Source organism: Streptomyces sp. NPDC059957, assembly GCF_042730015.1.
In the GTDB taxonomy this organism is placed as follows: Bacteria; Actinomycetota; Actinomycetes; order Streptomycetales; family Streptomycetaceae; genus Streptomyces.
On record NZ_JBHWMB010000001.1, the window covers coordinates 1 to 16,754 of the forward strand.

The following is a 16,754-nucleotide window of genomic DNA, read 5'->3' on the forward strand; positions in this document are numbered from 1 at the left end:
GGGTGGGGGGAAGGAGGGGAGGCACCGCAGGTTCCCTCCCACCCCCCTCCCCCCCGGGCCCGTTCCCGCGTCGGGACCAAAGTCCCGCGCAGTGGTGCTCAGAGCGCGTGCTGGTACTGCCGGTCCAGGTTGCCCGCGAGGGTGTGGACGGTGACGAGGTGCGGCTCGATCCGCATGTAGACGGGGTCGAAGACCGCGCCGTCCACGAAGTGCGGACCGGGGCCGAACAGCTCCAGTTCGGCGGTGGTGGGTTCGACGAGGTTCGCGGTGCCGGTGAACTGCACCGACCACAGCTGGGACTCGCCGGAATTGAAGTTGTCGGCCCCGTACGAGACCACACTGCCGTTGCAGGCGTGGTGATATCCGAAACCGGCGTGCATTCTCAGGACGACCTTGCCGTTCACCACGATGTGGCGCGCGACGGCGAGGAAGGGCAGCGCGCGCATGCTGGTGGCGGCTCGGCCGTACGGCACGCGGCGCAGCAGTTCGATGGCGTGGAGTTCCTCTGGGGACATGTCATCCACTGTCCGGTACCGACACGCTGCCGGGAAAGAGGAGCCCGCCCCGCACATCGGGGACGTTGGTCCCGAATTAAACAGCGCGCCCCGTGCCACCTTCCGATGTGACGCAGTGTGCGACCACGGGGCGTAACGCTGTGTAGCGAATGCGGGGGGTGCGGCTAGCGCCCCTTCTCGGCCTGCAGGCGGGCGACGTACGCGGCGGCCTGGGACCGGCGCTCCATGCCGAGCTTGGACAGCAGGCTGGAGACGTAGTTCTTGATCGTCTTCTCGGCCAGGTGCAGCCGCTCGCCGATCACGCGGTTCGTCAGGCCCTCGCCGATCAGGTCGAGGATCTTGCGTTCCTGCTCGGTGAGGTTCGACAGGCGGTCGTCGCCCTTGCCGTTCTTGCCGTCGCGCAGCCGCTCCAGCACCCGGGCCGTGGCGACGGGGTCCAGCAGGGACTTGCCGGCCGCCACGTCACGCACCGCGTTGAGCAGCTCGTTGCCGCGGATGGCCTTGAGCACGTAGCCCGAGGCGCCCGCCATGATCGCGTCGAACAGCGCCTCGTCGTCGGCGAACGAGGTGAGCATCAGGCACTTGATGTCCTCGTTCTGGGAGCGCACCTCGCGGCACACCTCCACGCCGCTGCCGTCGGGCAGCCGGACGTCGAGGACGGCCACGTCGGGGCGGGTGGCGGGGATCCGGACCAGCGCGTCGGCGGCCGTACCGGCCTCACCCACCACTTCGATGTCCGATTCCATCGACAACAGCTCGTGAACACCCCTACGCACCACTTCGTGGTCGTCCAGGAGGAATACCTTGATTTTTCCGTTTTCGCGCACGAACTCAGTTTCACACACTCACCCCTTCCCTGCCGGAGACGAGCGGGATAACGTGCCGTTGTTCCGGCCCCCTGCAAGGCTGTGACCAGTGGTTGTTCCCGGTTCCGCCGATTTACTTGGAAATCCAAGCAAAATCGCAGGTCAAACGGGGTTTCGCAGTTATGCGACGCACTGGGTAACGTGCATTGCGCAGGGCACTCGCCGGGGCACCTGTCACGCCTGAATCCCAGACCCGAAGCGCACCCACCCCGTGCGCGGGCAGAGATCCAGGTGAGCCGCACTGGTCCCCGGAGAACCCGGGTGCCGGACCGACGGAGGAGCAATCGTGACCGTGGAGAGCACTGCCGCGCGCAAGCCGCGCCGCAGCGGCACCAAGCGGCCGGCCGGCGCGGCAAGCGCCGCCAAGCCCGCCGCTGCCACCGCGAAGACGCATGACGCCGAGCCCCAGCTCGTACAGCTGCTGACGCCCGAGGGGGTGCGCGTCGACGTCGCGGAAAATCCCGACGTCGCGGAATTCGCGCCCTTCGTCGCCGACATCACCACCGATGACCTGCGCGGTCTGTACCGCGACATGGTCATGACCCGCCGTTTCGACGGCGAGGCGACCGCCCTGCAGCGCCAGGGCGAGCTGGGCCTGTGGGCCTCGCTGCTCGGCCAGGAGGCTGCCCAGATCGGCTCCGGCCGGGCCCTGCGCGACGACGACTACGTCTTCCCGACGTACCGCGAGCACGGTGTCGCCTGGTGCCGGGGGGTCGACCCGACCAACCTGCTCGGCATGTTCCGCGGTGTGAACCACGGTGGCTGGGACCCGACCACCAACAACTTCCACCTGTACACGATCGTCATCGGCTCCCAGACGCTGCACGCGACCGGGTACGCGATGGGCGTGGCCAAGGACGGCGCGGACTCGGCCGTCATCGCCTACTTCGGCGACGGCGCGTCCAGCCAGGGCGACGTGGCGGAGGCCTTCACCTTCTCGGCGGTCTACAACTCGCCGGTGGTCTTCTTCTGCCAGAACAACCAGTGGGCCATCTCCGAGCCCACCGAGCGCCAGATGCGCGTGCCGCTCTACCAGCGCGCGCAGGGCTTCGGCTTCCCGGGCGTCCGGGTGGACGGCAACGACGTACTGGCCTGCCTCGCGGTCACCCGCTGGGCGCTGGAGCGGGCCCGCCGGGGAGAGGGGCCCACCCTGGTGGAGGCCTTCACCTACCGGATGGGTGCGCACACCACCTCCGACGACCCGACGAAGTACCGGCGCGACGAGGAGACGGCGGCCTGGGAGGCCAAGGACCCGATCCTGCGCCTGAAGGCCCACCTGCTGGCCACCGGAGGCGCCGACGAGGCGTACTTCGAGCAGCTGGAGGTGGAGAGCGAGGCGCTCGGCAAGCGGGTGCGCGAGGTCGTGCGCTCGATGCCCGACCCCGACACGATGGCGATCTTCGAGAACGTCTACGCGGACGGGCACGCGCTCGTCGACGAGGAGCGCGCTCAGTTCGCCGCCTACCTCGCGTCCTTCGAAGGCGGGGAGTGACCGTCATGGCCGTACAGAAGCTCACCATCGCGAAAGCGCTCAACGACTCCCTGCGCAAGGCCCTGGAAGAGGACCCCAAGGTCCTGATCATGGGTGAGGACGTCGGCAAGCTCGGCGGCGTCTTCCGCATCACCGACGGACTCCAGAAGGACTTCGGCGAGGAGCGGGTCATCGACACCCCGCTCGCCGAGTCCGGCATCGTCGGCACCGCGATCGGCCTGGCCCTGCGCGGGTACCGGCCGGTCGTGGAGATCCAGTTCGACGGGTTCGTCTTCCCCGCGTACGACCAGATCGTCACGCAGCTCGCCAAGATGCACGCGCGCTCGCTCGGCACCATCAAGATGCCGGTCGTCATCCGCATCCCCTACGCGGGCGGCATCGGCGCGGTCGAGCACCACTCGGAGTCCCCGGAGACGCTGTTCGCGCACGTCCCGGGCCTGAAGGTGGTCTCGCCGTCCAACGCGAGCGATGCCTACTGGATGCTCCAGCAGGCCATCCTCAGCGACGACCCGGTGATCTTCTTCGAGCCGAAGCGCCGCTACTGGGACAAGGGCGAGGTCGACGTCGAGGCCATTCCCGACGCGCTGCACGGCTCGCGGGTGGCCCGTACGGGTACCGACATCACCCTGGCGGCCTACGGGCCCATGGTGAAGGTCTGCCTGGAGGCCGCGGCGGCCGCCGCCGAGGAGGGCAAGTCGGTGGAGGTCGTCGACCTGCGCTCGATGTCCCCGGTCGACTTCGACGGGATCCAGGCGTCGGTGGAGAAGACCCGCCGGCTCGTGGTGGTCCACGAGGCGCCGGTGTTCCTCGGTGTGGGTTCGGAGATCGCCGCTCGCATCACGGAGCGGTGCTTCTACCACCTGGAGGCGCCCGTGCTGCGCGTGGGCGGCTACCACGCCCCGTACCCGCCGGCCCGCCTGGAGGACGAGTACCTGCCGGGCCTGGACAGGGTGCTCGACGCAGTCGACCGCTCGCTGGCGTACTGAGGAGAGCCCTGCGATGACGATCCGCGAATTCAAGATGCCCGATGTGGGCGAGGGCCTCACCGAGGCCGAGATCCTCAAGTGGTACGTCCAGCCGGGTGACACCGTCACCGACGGCCAGGTCGTCTGCGAGGTGGAGACGGCGAAGGCGGCCGTCGAGCTGCCGATCCCCTTCGACGGGGTCGTGCACGCGCTCCTCTTCGAGGAGGGCGTCACGGTCGACGTCGGCCAGGTCATCATCTCCGTCCGGACGGGCCCGGCCGACGAGGCTCCGGCAGCGGCTCCGGCCGCTCTGGAACCCGCCGCGGCGGCGGAGCCCGAGGCCCCGGCGGCCCGCCAGCCCGTCCTGGTCGGCTACGGAGTCTCCACCGCCTCCACGAAGCGCCGCCCGCGCAAGGCTGCGCCGCAGCCCGCGGTCGCCGCGCAGAACGGCACGGGCGTGGCCCACGCGGCCGCCCCGGCCCCCGCGGCTCCGGCCGTCGTGGTCCCGGCGCAGAGCGGCGCGGGCAAGGCACTGGCGAAGCCGCCGGTGCGCAAGCTCGCCAAGGACCTCGGCATCGACCTGGCGGCGGTGATCCCCACCGGCGACGGCGGGGTCGTGACCCGCGAGGACGTCCATGCGGCGGCCGCGGCGGCGATCGCCCCGCAGACCGTGGCCCCGGCTGCGGTTCCCGCGGCGGCTCCGGCTCCGGCGCAGGCTCCCGTACAGGCTCCGGCCGAGGTGCCCGTGGCGGGGTCCGCGACCGCCCGGGAGACCCGTATCCCGGTCAAGGGCGTCCGCAAGGTCACCGCCCAGGCCATGGTCGGCTCCGCCTTCACCGCGCCGCACGTCACCGAGTTCATCACCTTCGACGTGACCCGCACGATGAAGCTGGTCCAGGAGCTCAAGGAGGACCCGGACCTCGCGGGGCTCCGGATCAACCCGCTGCTCCTGATCGCCAAGGCCGTCCTCGTGGCGATCCGCCGCAACCCGGACGTGAACGCGTCCTGGGACGAGGCGGCCCAGGAGATCGTGCTCAAGCACTACGTGAACCTGGGCATCGCGGCGGCCACCCCCCGCGGGCTGATCGTCCCGAACATCAAGGACGCGGACGCCAAGACGCTCGGCGAGCTGTCGCAGGCGCTGTCCGGGCTGGTCGCCACGGCCCGCGAGGGCAAGACCTCCCCGGCAGACATGCAGCAGGGCACGATCACCATCACCAACGTCGGCGTCTTCGGCGTCGACACCGGTACGCCCATCCTGAACCCCGGAGAGTCCGCGATCCTCGCGGTCGGCGCGATCAAGCTCCAGCCGTGGGTCCACAAGGGCAAGGTCAAGGCCCGCCACGTCACCACCCTGGCGCTGTCCTTCGACCACCGCCTCATCGACGGCGAACTCGGCTCCCGCTTCCTCGCGGACATCGCCGCCGTCCTGGAGCACCCCCGCCGTCTGATCACCTGGTCCTGACGGCCCGGCGGACCGGCCTCCGGGGATTGCTCCCGGAGGCCGGAATCCGTACCGAACCGCCTCCGAGGCGCCTCCGAGGCGCCCCCGAGGTGCCCCCGGCGCGCCCCGGACGTGCCCCTGACGTGCAGAAACTCCTTGGAGAACGTCTCCGTCCGGTGTGATCATCGGCCCATGCACTTCCGCGCTGCCACAGCAGACACCGACGACCTGGACCGCGCCCTCGCCTACCCGGCCGACGGCCCCGTCCCCGCCCTCACCCCCGAGAAGATCCGCGAAGAGCTGGCCGCGGGCCAGATGCGCCCCGAGTGGACCTGGTTCGCCGAGGACGAGAACGGCGAGATCCTGGCCCGCGCCCTGTGGTGGGGCCGCGCCGACAGCGAGCGCCCGATCGCGCTCGACTGCCTCCAGGTACGCGGCTCCGTGGCGGACCCGGCCGCCGTCGCCGCCGGGCTGCTCGCCGCCGGGCACGAGGCCTTCGGCAAGCTCCCCGACTACAACGTCTCGCTCCCGCGCGACTGGCGCACCTCCCCCGACGGCCTGGCCGACGCGGTCGCCTGGCGCCAGAAGGCCGCCGTCTCCTCCGGCCTGGTCCGCGAGATCGAGCGGCTCCGCTTCGAGTGGACCCCCGCCGCGGGGACCGCCGAACCCACCGGCCGCCTCGTCTTCCGCGAGGGCACCGACGAGGAGTTCCTCGACGCCTTCGTCCGCCTCTCGGCCGGCAGCCTGGACCTGCACACGCAGAACGAGCTCCGCACGATCGACGCCGAGGAACTGGCGCGCGACGACATCGAGTTCTACACCGACTGCCCCGGCGAGCGCTCCTGGTGGCGCCTGGCGCACCTCCCCGACGGCACCCTCGCCGGAATGGCGATCCCCTCCGCGACCCCGTACCACCGCAACGTCGGCTACCTCGGCGTGGTCCCGGAGCAGCGCGGACAGGGCCTGATCGACGAGATCCTCGCCGAGATCACCCGCTTCCACGCCTCCGAGGGCGCCGAACGCATCACCGCCACCACGGACACCGTGAACGCCCCGATGGCCGCCGCCTTCACCCGCGCCGGCTACGAGGTCACGGAGATCCGCCTGGTCCTGGAGGCGGCCCCGAAGGCCTGAGGCAACCGGCGGGGTCCCGGAGAATGTGGGGCCGGAACACCAGGAGGGTGAAGTGCTGCACGAGGTCGAGGACATCGAAGCCGAGCGGTACCGGGTGTCGCACCGGCCGGAGTCCGATACCGCGCCGCCGGTCCTCGCCCATGTCGAACTCACCGTGGACGGGGACCCGGTGCGGTTCGCGGACAGGCTGCGCGGAGTCCTGGACGCCGTACTGCACATCGCCGCCACGGAGTCCTTCGACGGGGACGAGGACCTGCCCGTCGACACCGTGCCCGGCTGGTTCGCCGGCGTCTGCCGGGGCGGCGGTCCTGTGGAGCCCTTCGCGGCCCGCGGGCGCGACCGGTACGCACAGCGGACCGGCGACACGCCCTGGGCCCTGCAGGACTGGCTCTGGCGCTTCGATCCCGCATTGGAGGTCCGGGGATGGGCCTGGTGGGACCTGACGGCCCCGCCCGCGGGTGACGGTGTGCTGCGGCTGTGGCTGGACACCTGGGGCGAGCCCTCCTTCGCCCGGGAGGAGCTGAGATGGCTCCTGTACACGGCCGGAGCGCGGGCGGTGAGGGATCCGGCGGTCGTGAGGCGGGAGGTCTGGGCGGGGGAGGCATCCGTGGCAGGCGGGACGACCGGGCCGGTGTGCGACGGGGCTTCCGGTCCGCGGGCCCTGGTCGAACGGGACGGCACTTTCGCCCCCTCCTGGCTGCGGGACAAAACGGTGGTCCCGGTCCCCGCGGGCGCACGGATCGACGCGGCGCTGAGCGGCCGGATCGCGGCCGGATGCCGTGCGGTCGGGGCGTCGTCCGTCCTCGCCTCGCACCTCGCAGAGGAACCCGGTTCGGCCGGCGGTACGAGGTCCCTCCCGGCGGGCCGCACGGAGGGCACGGACATCCACCCGCCGTTCCTGCTGCGCACGCCCGACCTGCAAGGAGCCGTCCTCTTCCCCGGACCGGGCCATGCGCTGATCGCGGGGACGGCCGCGTTCATGACGGCGGCGGTCGTGGAGGGACACGACGCGGCCCGCGCCCGGTTCGGCCGTCACGCGCGCGCCCTCGCGGACCGCCACCCCGCGCTGCCGGCCGTGGCGGCCGCGCATCCCCCGGTGCACCGGGCGTGGTCCCGTACCGACGAGGTCGACCCGGCGAGCGCCGCCGCGCGACGGCTGGCGCTGCTGGACGCCTTCACCGACGGGGCCTGCACCGCACCGGACTTCGCAGCCGGCTGGCGGGAAGCCCGCAGCGCTTCCCTGGCGGACGGCGAACGGGTCCAGGGGCCGCTCGGCGCCCTCTTCGACGAGGTGTTCATGGTGCTCGAGGACTACGCGGCGGATCCGGAGCTCGCCGAACCGGGGGACCTCGACGACGCCGGGCTCCGGGCCGCCGTGCGCGCGGCCCGGGACTCCTTCCGGCACGCGCAGCCCCGGCGTAGCCGGAAGTGACCGCGCGGGGAGGCTTCCGGGGGTAGCCTCCCCGCCGGGAGAGGGGTGGGACGCGGTGTCCTTCGCGGAGTTGCAGGTGTGTGCCGTCGAGGCGGCCGATGTCACGGGTGGCGTGTGCGTGGTGCGGTGCATCGGCGGAGTGGCGCGGGCCGGGCAGGTGTACGCGACCGGCGAACTGCGGACCAGGCTGCGGGAGATCGAGCGGTACGGTCGCACGGTCGGGTCCTTCGACGCGGGGCACGTGGCGAAGGTGCACCTCACGGGGCCCGTGGTCGCGTTGCTCGCGCAGGGGCAGGTGCTGACGTGCGTACCGCCGACCGGGCACGCGCTGGGGGAGCTGGAGGCGTGGCTGGCCACCGGGCCCCCGCTGCTGGAGGAGCCGGATTCGGAGCAGCTGCGTTCCCTGGCCACGTTCCGGATGCAGGACGAGGGGCTGCCCGACGGGGTGCGGCTGCGGTGGGGCAGCATCGCGCTCGCCGCGCTCGACCGGCTGGACCGCCCCGAGGAACGGCCTTACGTACGGAGCTACTTGCTCCAGCGCTTCGGTCCCGGCGGGGACGGCGCCGCGGACCGCGACCCCGCCGCCCTGTGCCGGGACGTGCTGGCCCTCTTCGAGCTGACCCCGGCCGAGGCACTCGCGCAGGCACCCGGCTGGCGGGACCTGCCGCGACCCGCCATCCTGCGGCTGCGCCGGATCAAGAACCTGATCCCCTGCATGGCCCCAGCCCGGCCCTACCTCGCGGTGTCCGACCCCTTGGCGGCGGCGGTGGACGTCTGGGCGGCGGTGCGGCCGGGACTCCCGTAGGGGGGCTTGGGCGGGCGAGGGGCGGGGGGGGCTTCAGCGCGCCGCGCTGCCGAGCACCTTGGTGGGGGTGAGGCGTATGACGACCCGGACGTTCTCGGCCGGGAGGTTCGCGTACTCCGCGCCCGCGCCCGGGCCCTCGTACTCCTCCGCGACGCGGACGGCGACGGACCGGCCGATGTCCTCGGTGACGGTGGCGGTGCCGCGGATCTCGGCGTAGAGCGAGGAGTTGGCCAGGTCGAAGACGGTGAGGCCGATGCGGGGGTCCCCCACGATGTTGCGCTCCTTGCGGCGGCCGCGCTCGGTGGAGATCAGGATCTCGTCCCCGTCCCGGGTCACCCACACCACCGAACTCTGCGGGCTGCCGTCCGGGTTGAGGGTGGCGAGCACGGCGGGGTGCGGGGCGTCGAGGAGCTTTCGTACGGTGTCGTTCAGCACAAGGGTCATGCGGGCACGGTAATGGGGATGCCCGCACGCCCAAAGCGACTTTGGCGCGGACGCGGGGCTCCCGGTCACAGCACTAGGGCAGGTCGCCGGTGTCGGGTGCCGCGCCCTGCCGGAGTGCTTCGAGCAGGGCGCGTACGGCGGGCCGGCCCATGGACACCTTGCGGACCGCGGCGTAGACGGACCTGGTCGGGCGCGGATCGCGGACCGGGCGTACGACGACCCCCGGATGACGGCCCGCGACCGGGCCCGGGCCCATCCCCATGCCCAGGCCCAGGCCCATGCGCGGCATCAGGCCGATGCCGAGGCCGGCGGCGACGAAGCCCTGAGCCGTCGGGTAGTCCTCGCTCTGCACCACGAAGTCGGGGCTGAAGCCCGCCGCCGCGCAGGCTTCGAGGACCGGCTCCAGGCAGGGGCCGGGCGGCTCGCTGCCTACCCACTGCTCGTCCGCGAGTTCCACGAGGGCGATCGTCTCCCGGGACGCCAGCCGGTGCCCGGCCGGAAGCACCGCGTCGTACGCGTCGTCGAGCAGGTGGACCAGCTCCACGTCCTCGCGCGGCCGCGTCCGGGGCGTGATGACCAGGGCGAGGTCCGCGTGGCCCTGCTCCACCTCCAGCAGCGGGTCCTCGGGGTCGGTCATCCGCAAGTCGATCCGCACGCCCGGGTGTTCGCGGCGCAGCCCGGCCAGGGCGGGGGCCACCAGCGCCGCGCCCGCCGTGGCGAAGTAGCGGACGGCGAGGCGCCCGGTGCGGCCTGCCCTGAGGTCGGCCAGGGCGGTCTCCGCCGCTGCGACGTCGCGGCTGATGACGGCGGCGTGGTCGGCGAGCAGCCGGCCCGCCGCCGTGGGCCGGACGCCCCGCCCGACCCGTTCGAGCAGGGGGATGCCGGCCTGCCGCTCCAGGGCCGCCACCTGCTGGCTGACCGCGGAGGGGGTGTACCCCAGGTGGGCCGCCGCGGCGGTCACCGATCCGCTGGTGACCACGGCCCTCAGGACCTGCATCCTTCGCACATCGAGCATGTAGTACACGTTAACGGTTGATGCAGAACCATTTGCTTGTCCTGTCGTATCGGGTGCCGCACCGTGGTGGGGAGGGAACCGCGACCCACACCCCGTGGCCCGATTCGCGATACCCGATACCTGACAGCCGATACCCGAGGAGCAGAACCGTGATCGGTGCCGGACGCGTCGGCGTGCTCGCCCTCCTGTGGGGCTCGACGTTCTTGTGGATCGACCTGGCCCTGGACGGATTCACCCCGGTCCAGGTCACCCTGGTCCGCTGCGCTCTCGGCGCCCTCGTCCTCGGGGCCGCGTGCCGGTTCGCGCACCAACGCCTGCCCGCGGGGCGGGCGGTGTGGGGCCACGTCCTGGTGGCGGCCTTCTTCTGCAACGCGCTCCCGTTCGCCCTGTTCGGCGTGGGCCAGCAGAGCGTCGACTCGGGGCTCGCGGGCGTGCTGAACGCGACGACCCCGCTGTGGTCGCTGCTGATCGGGCTCGTCACCCGCGCCGAGCGCCGCCCCCGCGCGATCCGGGTGGCCGGTCTGCTGGTCGGGCTCGCCGGGACCGCGCTGATCTTCGCCCCGTGGCAGCGGTCGGGGCCGGGGCACGTGGGCTGGGGAGCGCTCGCCATCCTGGGAGCCGCCGCGAGCTACGCCTTCGCCTTCACCTACATGGGCCGTCACCTCGTCGGCAAGGGTGTGCCCACCCTCTCGCTCGCCACCGCCCAACTCCTGGCGGCCACCGGGCTCACGACGCTGGCGCTGCCCGTCGGCGGACCGGGCCTGACCGCGGTACGGCTCGAAGCGGTGCCCCTGCTCGCCGTCGTGGTCCTCGGCGTCTTCGCCACCGGCGTCACCTTCTACCTCACCTACCGGATCATCGCCGACGAGGGCGCGACCAACGCGGCGACCGTCGGCTACCTCCTGCCGGTGGTCTCGGTGGTGCTGGGAGCGCTCGTACTGGGAGAGGAGATCGGCCCGCGCGTGATCGTCGGCATGGCCGTCGTCCTCCTGGGCGTCGCCCTGACGCGCCGCCGGGCTACGGTCGTCAAGGAAGCCAAGCGCCCCTCGCCCCGGCCCGACCACCTGGACGACCGAACAGCCCCGGCCCCGGCCGAGGCCGCGGCCACCGTCCGGCAGCCGGGGGCAGGGGCCTGACACGCCCACGACCACTTGGGGGAAGCGGTGCCCGCAACGGCTGCTGCGCACGAACGGACGGACCGGCCCACACGGATACCGGAGGTCGACGCCCTGCGCGGGTTCGCGCTCCTGGGCATCCTGCTGGTCAACGTGCTGATGATGGCGAGCCCGTACGCCCCGGGCGGCACCGTCGACCCGGACGCGACCACGCTCGACCGCACCGTCGAGGGGGTCGTACAGGCCCTGGTGGTCGGCAAGTTCTACCTGATGTTCTCGTTCCTCTTCGGATACAGCTTCACCCTCCAGCAGGACTCCGCCGCACGCGACGGCGCGAGCCCCGTCCCCCGGATGCTGCGCCGCTCGCTCGGCCTGCTCGTCCTGGGCCTCCTGCACGCCGTACTGCTGTATACCGGCGACATCCTCATGACCTACGCGCTGCTCGGCCTGGTCCTGATCGCCGCACGGAACTGCTCGCCCGGGGCGGCCCTGCGCGCGGCCCGGGTCGTGTACGGATGCGCGAGCGCCCTCCTGCTCCTCCTGGGTCTGGGATCCCTGTTCACGTCGGACGCCGAAGCGGCCGAACTGAGCGCGCTCCCGCCGGAGTTCGCCGCACTGGTCGCCGAGTACCGCGGCGACCCGGCGTCCGTCGTGCGGGCCAACCTCGGCCAGCTGCCCGACGCGCTCCTCGCCGTGCTGCTGATGGGCGGCTTCGTCCTGGCCGCCTTCCTGACCGGCCTGTACTGCGGCAAGCGCCGCCTCCTCGCCGACACCGGACGGTACGCGGCCCGGATGCGCCGCATCTGCGTGCTCGGCGTCGCCCTGGGCCTGCCCGGCAGCGTCTTCATGGCCCTGGCCGCCGGCGGCGTGCTCGGTCCCCGGTGGAGCCTGCCCGGTTCGGTCGTGGGCATGGTCACGGCCCCCGCGCTCACCGCCGCGTACGTCTGCGGAATGCTCCTCTTCTTCAAGACGGCCCGGGGCGGGCGCACGGCGGCGCTCCTGGCCCCCGCCGGCCGGATGGCTCTGACGAACTACCTGAGCCAGTCCCTCGTCATGGCCCTCGTCTTCACCGCCTACGGCCTCGCCCTGTACGACCGCCTCGGCGCGGCCGTCGTCGAACTCGGCGCGCTCGTCCTATACGGGGCCCAACTCGCCCTCAGCAAGCACCTGATGGCCAGGTACCGGTACGGCCCGGTGGAATGGCTGCTGCGCGCGGTCACCCTCGCCCGGCTCCCGCGGAACCGTGACGAGCGCCACAAGCCGGTGGCGTCCTGAGCGGTGATCGACAAAGCTGGGCGCATGGTTTCGGTGGTGCAGAACGTGGCGATCGACTGTGCGGATGCCTATGGGCTGGCCCGCTTCTGGAGCGGTGTGACGGGCCGCCCGCTGGATCCGGACGCCAGGCCGGGCGACCCGGCGACACAGGTGCTCCTGGCGGAGGGACCGGCGCTGTACTTCAACGAGGTGCCCGAGGCGAAGACGGTCAAGAACCGGATCCACCTGTGCCTGCGCCCCGAAGTCTCGCGCGAGCAGGAGGTGGACCGGCTCCTGGACCTCGGCGCCGTCCTGGTGGCCGACCGGCGCGAGCCCGACGGCTCGGGCTGGGCCGTCCTCGCCGATCCCGAGGGCAACGAGTTCTGCGTCCTGCGGAGCGAGTCCGACAAGGCCGCCATGGAATCCCGGCCGTGAGCCGAGGCCTGTCCCGCCTTCAGCGCCGCAGCAGATTGAGCAGCATGACATCACGCAGGTCCGTGCTCGCGTAGGGGTCCGCGCCCGGGGGCCGTGCCTCGCCGATCTTGCGGTACCCCCACGCCCGGTAGGCGGCCGAGGCCGCCCCGGCCTCCTGGTGGACCTTCAGCAGCACCCGCTCGGCCGTGGTGCCGTCGAGCAGCGCCGTGTGCAGCCGCCGTGCGACGCCCTGTCCGCGCCACGGCGCGCGCACGGCGAGCTCGATGAGCCCGAAGGTGCGGCGGCCGTTCTCGCGCCGCATGGCGGCGGACACGGGCTCGGTGAGTTCGTCCCACCACACCGCGTCGGGCTGCAGCGTCCAGCCGTAGGCCATGCCGGCCGGTTCGCCTTCCGGGGTACGGGCCAGGGCCGCGCGGAAGGCGGGCCTGTGCGTCAGGTCGGGGAAGCGGCGGAAGGCGGCGGCGATCTCGTCCTCGGTCTCGAGGTGCGGAGGCTCCGCGAACACCTCGGCGTAGACCAGCCCGAACGCGTCCGCCGCCGGCGCCGCGGCCGGGCCGTCGATGCGCTCCGTCGTGATGTTCCCTTGCTGCGTCACGTGGCTCCTTCGGGTGCCCGCCAGGGGATGTTGCGCCAGGGGCTCGCCGGGTCGGTGGTCAGGGTGAGGTGGGTGGCCAGGGAGCTCGCGTACCAGTCGCCGAACTCCTCCTCGTCGAAGTGCAGGCACCGCGCCAGCGCGTACCCGGCGGAGAACTCCTCCCACGAGCGGTAGGCCGCGCGCGCCGCGGCCCCGGCGGCCAGTACGCCGCGTTCGGCTTCGGCGAGGGTGCCGTAGCGGGCGGCGAGTCCCCAGCGGGCCAGCTGTGAGGCCCGGCCGTGGTCCCAGCCCTCGACGGAGCGGACCCAGCCGTCCTCGGGGAGCAGCCCGTCGGCGCGGAAGCGCTGCTCGTAGCGGGCGATCCGGCCGATCAGCCGCTGTACGCCCGCGATCTCGCCCTCCACCTCGGCGGTCGGCCGGGGCGCGGCGAGGGTGACGCCCTCGGGGGTGAGCTGCGGTTCGGCCTCCCGCTCGGCGTTGCGGCGCAGGGCGGTGGCCGCGGCGTGCCGCCAGTGCTCAGGGTCCACGGGGCCGGCGAAGTCGGAGGCGAGGAGGCGGCGCACGCGCAGCGCGAACTCCCAGACGGGGCTGACCATCCCGGCGGAGAGCAGGCCGCGCAGGACCTGGTGCCAGCCGGCGGAGTCGGTGACGTCCCAGTCCCGGCGCAGGCGTTCGCGTTCCCTGGTGTAGCCGTCGCCGTGGTAGGCCAGCGCGTTCCAGAACTCCCCGTTGGTGACGGCGAGATGGGCTCCGACGGCCAGCCCGTGCGCGACCGGCCCGTGCAGCGGGCCGCCGACGTGCAGGGCGTGCACGGCTTTGGGGGCGAGGCCCCAGACCGGGGCCGCGGCGTCCCAGTGGGCGCGCCAGCGGGCGAGGTCGGCGGGGGTGGTCGTGAGGAAGGCCTCGGTGGGGGAGCCGGGGTTCACGGCGAGGTGGGGCGGGTCGGCGGAGTCCCAGGCGTTCGCGAACCAGGCGAGCGACCTGGGCAGGTACACGGTGTGCGGGTCCGGGACGGGCAGCATGCCGCGGGTGTGGACGACGAGGCAGCGCCGGTCGGGGGTGGGGTGGAAGCGGGCCGTCGTGGGCTCGGCGTCGACCTGCGCCCGGGACTGCGGCAGGAACAGCTCGCTGCGTGCGAGGGCGTCCATGTATCCCGCCCAGTCCCCGCGCGCCTTGGCCTCGTACAACTCGCGCTCGATGGAACTCGGCGCCGTCCACCCATCCATGTGGATCACCCTAACGGGGGCCTCGTGGCCTCGTGGCCTCGTGGCCTCAGCCGTGGGTCAGCTCCGCCCACACGGTCCTGCCGACGATCCGGTCCGTGACCCCCAGTGCGCGGAGAGGGCCTTGACGATGTGAAGACCCCAGCATCCATGTCCGGGTACTGCCGTTCCGGGCAGGTGGGCATCCGTGCATCGTCGGTTCTACTGTGTGGGTGGAGAGCGGCGAACAGGGCGCCGCCATGGATCTGATCGACAGCATCGGCAAGGGATTCCAGACGTGACACCGTTCCACTTCGTGAAGTCCGGTTACACCGCCACCGCGCGGACCGCCTTCGCGGCGCAGGCCGGATGAGCATCCGGACCGGGCGGCTGACCCTGCTGCCCCTGGAAGTCGCGCACGCGGAGGAGATGGCCGCGGTACTGGGCGACCCGGAGCTGCACGGCTTCATCGGCGGGGCTCCGCTCACCGCGGCGGAGCTGCGCACGCGGTACGAACGACTGGTCGCCGGTTCGCCGGACCCCGCCGTCATCTGGTGCAACTGGGTGGTCCGGCTCGACGCCGAGGACTGCCTGACCGGCACGGTCCAGGCAACCGTGTCGGGGGAGGTCGCCGAGATCGCCTGGGTGGTCGGTACGCCCTGGCAGGGGCGCGGGATCGCCGTCGAGGCGGCCCGGGCGATGGTCGAGTGGCTCGGGACCCAGGCAGGGGTGCGCAGCGTCATCGCGCACGTCCACCCCGGTCACACCGCGTCCGCGGCCGTCGCCGCGCGGGTCGGGCTCGCCGCCACGGACCGGGTCGAGGACGGCGAGATCCGCTGGGAGGGACCCGCCTGACGGGGCATCGCCCGAGGGTGACGGCGTAGACCCAGGTCAAGGGCGTACGTAGGCCGGTTGCGCGGCGTGTCCGAGCGGGTGGTGCGGGGGCTCGGGTTGCGGGGGCTGACGGGGTGTCGGTGAGTGGGCTGGGACACGTCCCATGTCGCGTCCCACGTCACGCCCCGGCACGTCCCATGTTGGGGCTCCTCGACAGGAGAGATTCGTTGCACCGCATCACGCGTTACACCGTCCCCGCCGCCCTCTGCCTGACCCTCCTGACCGCGTCCCCCGGTCTGGCGTCGGCGGCGGAGTCCTCCGCGAAGCCGCAGGCCGCCGCCGCGTTCACGGCGGCCGCGCCGGCCGGGAAGGCCATCCCCGGTACGGAGGCCCTGCTCGCGCAGGTGAAGTCGCTGGGCGGGGTCGGCGGGCTGCTCAAACCCATCACCGATCTGCTGGCGGCCGTCCTTGCGTCCCCCGACGGCAAGATCCCGGAGGCGGACCTGGCCGCCTTCAAGGAGAAGATCGCCGCCGCGATCGAGGACCTGAAGAAGAGCCTGCCCGCCCCGGCCCTGCCGGTACCGGTCCCGCCGGTGGACGCACCGGCCCTCCCGGTGGACCCGCCGAAGCTCCCGGTCGAGGCCCCGAAGCTGCCGGTGGAGGCGCCGAAGCTGCCGGTGGAGGCGCCGAAGCTGCCGGTCGAGGCCCCGAAGCTCCCGGTGGAGGCGCCGAAGCTGCCGGTGGAGGCGCCGAAGCTGCCCGTGGCGGCCCCCGCGCTCCCCGTCGAGGCCCCGAAGCTCCCGGTGGCGGCCCCTGCGCTGCCCGTGGCGCTGCCCGTCGCCGCCCACAAGGCGAAGCCCGCCGCCGCCGGCCCGCTCGACCTGGCCACGGGTGCCATCGACAAGCTCAAGGGCTCCGTCGACGGCCTCACCAAGGCCGCCGGCCCGTGCGGCTGTTCCACCGACGCCAAGGCCAAGGCCACGGACGTGGTGACCGACCTGGTCGCAGCCCTGGTCGCCCTGCTCACCGGCCTCGGCCTCCCGGGTCTGCCGCCCCTCCCGGTCCCGGCCCCGCCCCTCCCGGTCCCGCTCCCCGTCCAGTAGCGAAGCCGCCGCACCCCCGGCCCGGGCGCTGCCCGCCCAGCAGCGGCAGCGCCCCGCCGGGGCGGTCGCGGCCGGGCAGCGGCAGGCAGCAGCCCTGCCGCGGC

The 16,754-nt window shown here is 72.9% G+C and carries 17 protein-coding genes; 11 read left to right on the top strand and 6 right to left on the bottom strand.

The window, feature by feature from the left end; all coding sequences use genetic code 11:
- Positions 1-98: 98 nt before the first annotated feature.
- Both ACFWBW_RS00005 and ACFWBW_RS00010 read right to left on the bottom strand, forming a co-directional pair.
- The gene (locus tag ACFWBW_RS00005; protein ID WP_327253906.1) at positions 99-515 is read right to left on the bottom strand and encodes a pyridoxamine 5'-phosphate oxidase family protein; all 417 of its coding nucleotides are present in this window, start codon (positions 513-515) and stop codon (positions 99-101) included.
- A 164-nt stretch (positions 516-679) separates the two neighbouring features.
- A complete protein-coding gene (locus ACFWBW_RS00010; RefSeq protein ID WP_266906697.1) occupies positions 680-1,342 on the bottom strand; it encodes a response regulator transcription factor in 663 nt (220 codons plus the stop codon).
- A 325-nt stretch (positions 1,343-1,667) separates the two neighbouring features.
- Between ACFWBW_RS00010 and pdhA the strand changes: the two genes are divergently transcribed.
- From pdhA to ACFWBW_RS00040, 6 genes are all read left to right on the top strand, one after another.
- On the top strand, positions 1,668-2,873 hold the full coding sequence (gene pdhA, locus ACFWBW_RS00015) for a pyruvate dehydrogenase (acetyl-transferring) E1 component subunit alpha (RefSeq protein ID WP_385367010.1): 1,206 nt from the start codon (positions 1,668-1,670) through the stop codon (positions 2,871-2,873).
- Positions 2,874-2,878: 5 nt separating this feature from the next.
- Positions 2,879-3,859 (top strand): alpha-ketoacid dehydrogenase subunit beta, encoded by a 981-nt coding sequence (locus ACFWBW_RS00020; RefSeq protein ID WP_385367012.1) that lies wholly within the window; start codon positions 2,879-2,881, stop codon positions 3,857-3,859.
- Positions 3,860-3,872: 13 nt separating this feature from the next.
- Positions 3,873-5,303 (top strand): dihydrolipoamide acetyltransferase family protein, encoded by a 1,431-nt coding sequence (locus ACFWBW_RS00025; RefSeq protein WP_385367014.1) that lies wholly within the window; start codon positions 3,873-3,875, stop codon positions 5,301-5,303.
- Between the two features lie 171 nt (positions 5,304-5,474).
- The gene (locus ACFWBW_RS00030; protein ID WP_385367015.1) at positions 5,475-6,416 is read left to right on the top strand and encodes a GNAT family N-acetyltransferase; all 942 of its coding nucleotides are present in this window, start codon (positions 5,475-5,477) and stop codon (positions 6,414-6,416) included.
- A 52-nt stretch (positions 6,417-6,468) separates the two neighbouring features.
- Positions 6,469-7,848 (top strand): hypothetical protein, encoded by a 1,380-nt coding sequence (locus ACFWBW_RS00035; RefSeq protein ID WP_385367017.1) that lies wholly within the window; start codon positions 6,469-6,471, stop codon positions 7,846-7,848.
- A 55-nt stretch (positions 7,849-7,903) separates the two neighbouring features.
- Positions 7,904-8,653: a hypothetical protein gene (locus ACFWBW_RS00040; protein WP_385367019.1), complete on the top strand. Its 750-nt coding sequence runs from the start codon at positions 7,904-7,906 to the stop codon at positions 8,651-8,653.
- A gap of 33 nt (positions 8,654-8,686) precedes the next feature.
- Here ACFWBW_RS00040 and ACFWBW_RS00045 read toward each other — a convergent pair whose 3' ends face one another.
- Both ACFWBW_RS00045 and ACFWBW_RS00050 read right to left on the bottom strand, forming a co-directional pair.
- Complete coding sequence (locus ACFWBW_RS00045; protein WP_385367021.1) at positions 8,687-9,097, bottom strand: PPOX class F420-dependent oxidoreductase; 411 nt, start codon at positions 9,095-9,097, stop codon at positions 8,687-8,689.
- 73 nt (positions 9,098-9,170) lie between these two features.
- Positions 9,171-10,112 (bottom strand): LysR family transcriptional regulator, encoded by a 942-nt coding sequence (locus tag ACFWBW_RS00050; protein WP_385367023.1) that lies wholly within the window; start codon positions 10,110-10,112, stop codon positions 9,171-9,173.
- Positions 10,113-10,261: 149 nt separating this feature from the next.
- On the opposite strand from ACFWBW_RS00050, the gene ACFWBW_RS00055 reads away from it, so the two are divergent.
- The 3 genes from ACFWBW_RS00055 to ACFWBW_RS00065 are packed head-to-tail and all read left to right on the top strand — an operon-like array spanning position 10,262 to position 12,916.
- The gene (locus tag ACFWBW_RS00055; protein WP_385367025.1) at positions 10,262-11,248 is read left to right on the top strand and encodes a DMT family transporter; all 987 of its coding nucleotides are present in this window, start codon (positions 10,262-10,264) and stop codon (positions 11,246-11,248) included.
- Positions 11,249-11,275: 27 nt separating this feature from the next.
- A complete protein-coding gene (locus ACFWBW_RS00060) occupies positions 11,276-12,502 on the top strand; it encodes a DUF418 domain-containing protein (RefSeq protein ID WP_385367027.1) in 1,227 nt (408 codons plus the stop codon).
- Between the two features lie 24 nt (positions 12,503-12,526).
- Entirely contained in the window at positions 12,527-12,916 is a 390-nt protein-coding gene (locus ACFWBW_RS00065) for a VOC family protein (RefSeq protein WP_385367029.1), read from the top strand.
- A gap of 19 nt (positions 12,917-12,935) precedes the next feature.
- On the opposite strand, the gene ACFWBW_RS00070 is transcribed toward ACFWBW_RS00065, so the two are convergent.
- Both ACFWBW_RS00070 and ACFWBW_RS00075 read right to left on the bottom strand, forming a co-directional pair.
- Entirely contained in the window at positions 12,936-13,511 is a 576-nt protein-coding gene (locus ACFWBW_RS00070; protein WP_385367031.1) for a GNAT family N-acetyltransferase, read from the bottom strand.
- Positions 13,508-14,737 (bottom strand): DUF1266 domain-containing protein, encoded by a 1,230-nt coding sequence (locus ACFWBW_RS00075; RefSeq protein ID WP_385367033.1) that lies wholly within the window; start codon positions 14,735-14,737, stop codon positions 13,508-13,510. The genes ACFWBW_RS00070 and ACFWBW_RS00075 overlap by 4 nt, the downstream gene beginning before the upstream one ends.
- Positions 14,738-15,082: 345 nt before the next feature.
- On the opposite strand from ACFWBW_RS00075, the gene ACFWBW_RS00080 reads away from it, so the two are divergent.
- Both ACFWBW_RS00080 and ACFWBW_RS00085 read left to right on the top strand, forming a co-directional pair.
- On the top strand, positions 15,083-15,568 hold the full coding sequence (locus ACFWBW_RS00080; protein ID WP_385367035.1) for a GNAT family N-acetyltransferase: 486 nt from the start codon (positions 15,083-15,085) through the stop codon (positions 15,566-15,568).
- A gap of 206 nt (positions 15,569-15,774) precedes the next feature.
- Positions 15,775-16,650, top strand: coding sequence for a hypothetical protein (locus ACFWBW_RS00085; RefSeq protein ID WP_385367037.1), 876 nt, complete (start codon positions 15,775-15,777; stop codon positions 16,648-16,650).
- Positions 16,651-16,754 lie beyond the last annotated feature (104 nt).

Excerpts from the sequence above, each read along its gene's own strand:
- ACFWBW_RS00005 (WP_327253906.1), bottom strand. The coding sequence starts at position 515 with ATGTCCCCAGAGGAACTCCACGCCATCGAACTGCTGCGCCGCGTGCCG.
- ACFWBW_RS00020 (WP_385367012.1), top strand. The coding sequence starts at position 2,879 with ATGGCCGTACAGAAGCTCACCATCGCGAAAGCGCTCAACGACTCCCTG.
- ACFWBW_RS00025 (WP_385367014.1), top strand. The coding sequence starts at position 3,873 with ATGACGATCCGCGAATTCAAGATGCCCGATGTGGGCGAGGGCCTCACC.
- ACFWBW_RS00030 (WP_385367015.1), top strand. The coding sequence starts at position 5,475 with ATGCACTTCCGCGCTGCCACAGCAGACACCGACGACCTGGACCGCGCC.
- ACFWBW_RS00045 (WP_385367021.1), bottom strand. The coding sequence starts at position 9,097 with ATGACCCTTGTGCTGAACGACACCGTACGAAAGCTCCTCGACGCCCCG.
- ACFWBW_RS00050 (WP_385367023.1), bottom strand. The coding sequence starts at position 10,112 with ATGCTCGATGTGCGAAGGATGCAGGTCCTGAGGGCCGTGGTCACCAGC.
- ACFWBW_RS00065 (WP_385367029.1), top strand. The coding sequence starts at position 12,527 with ATGGTTTCGGTGGTGCAGAACGTGGCGATCGACTGTGCGGATGCCTAT.
- ACFWBW_RS00075 (WP_385367033.1), bottom strand. The coding sequence starts at position 14,737 with ATGGATGGGTGGACGGCGCCGAGTTCCATCGAGCGCGAGTTGTACGAG.
- ACFWBW_RS00080 (WP_385367035.1), top strand. The coding sequence starts at position 15,083 with ATGAGCATCCGGACCGGGCGGCTGACCCTGCTGCCCCTGGAAGTCGCG.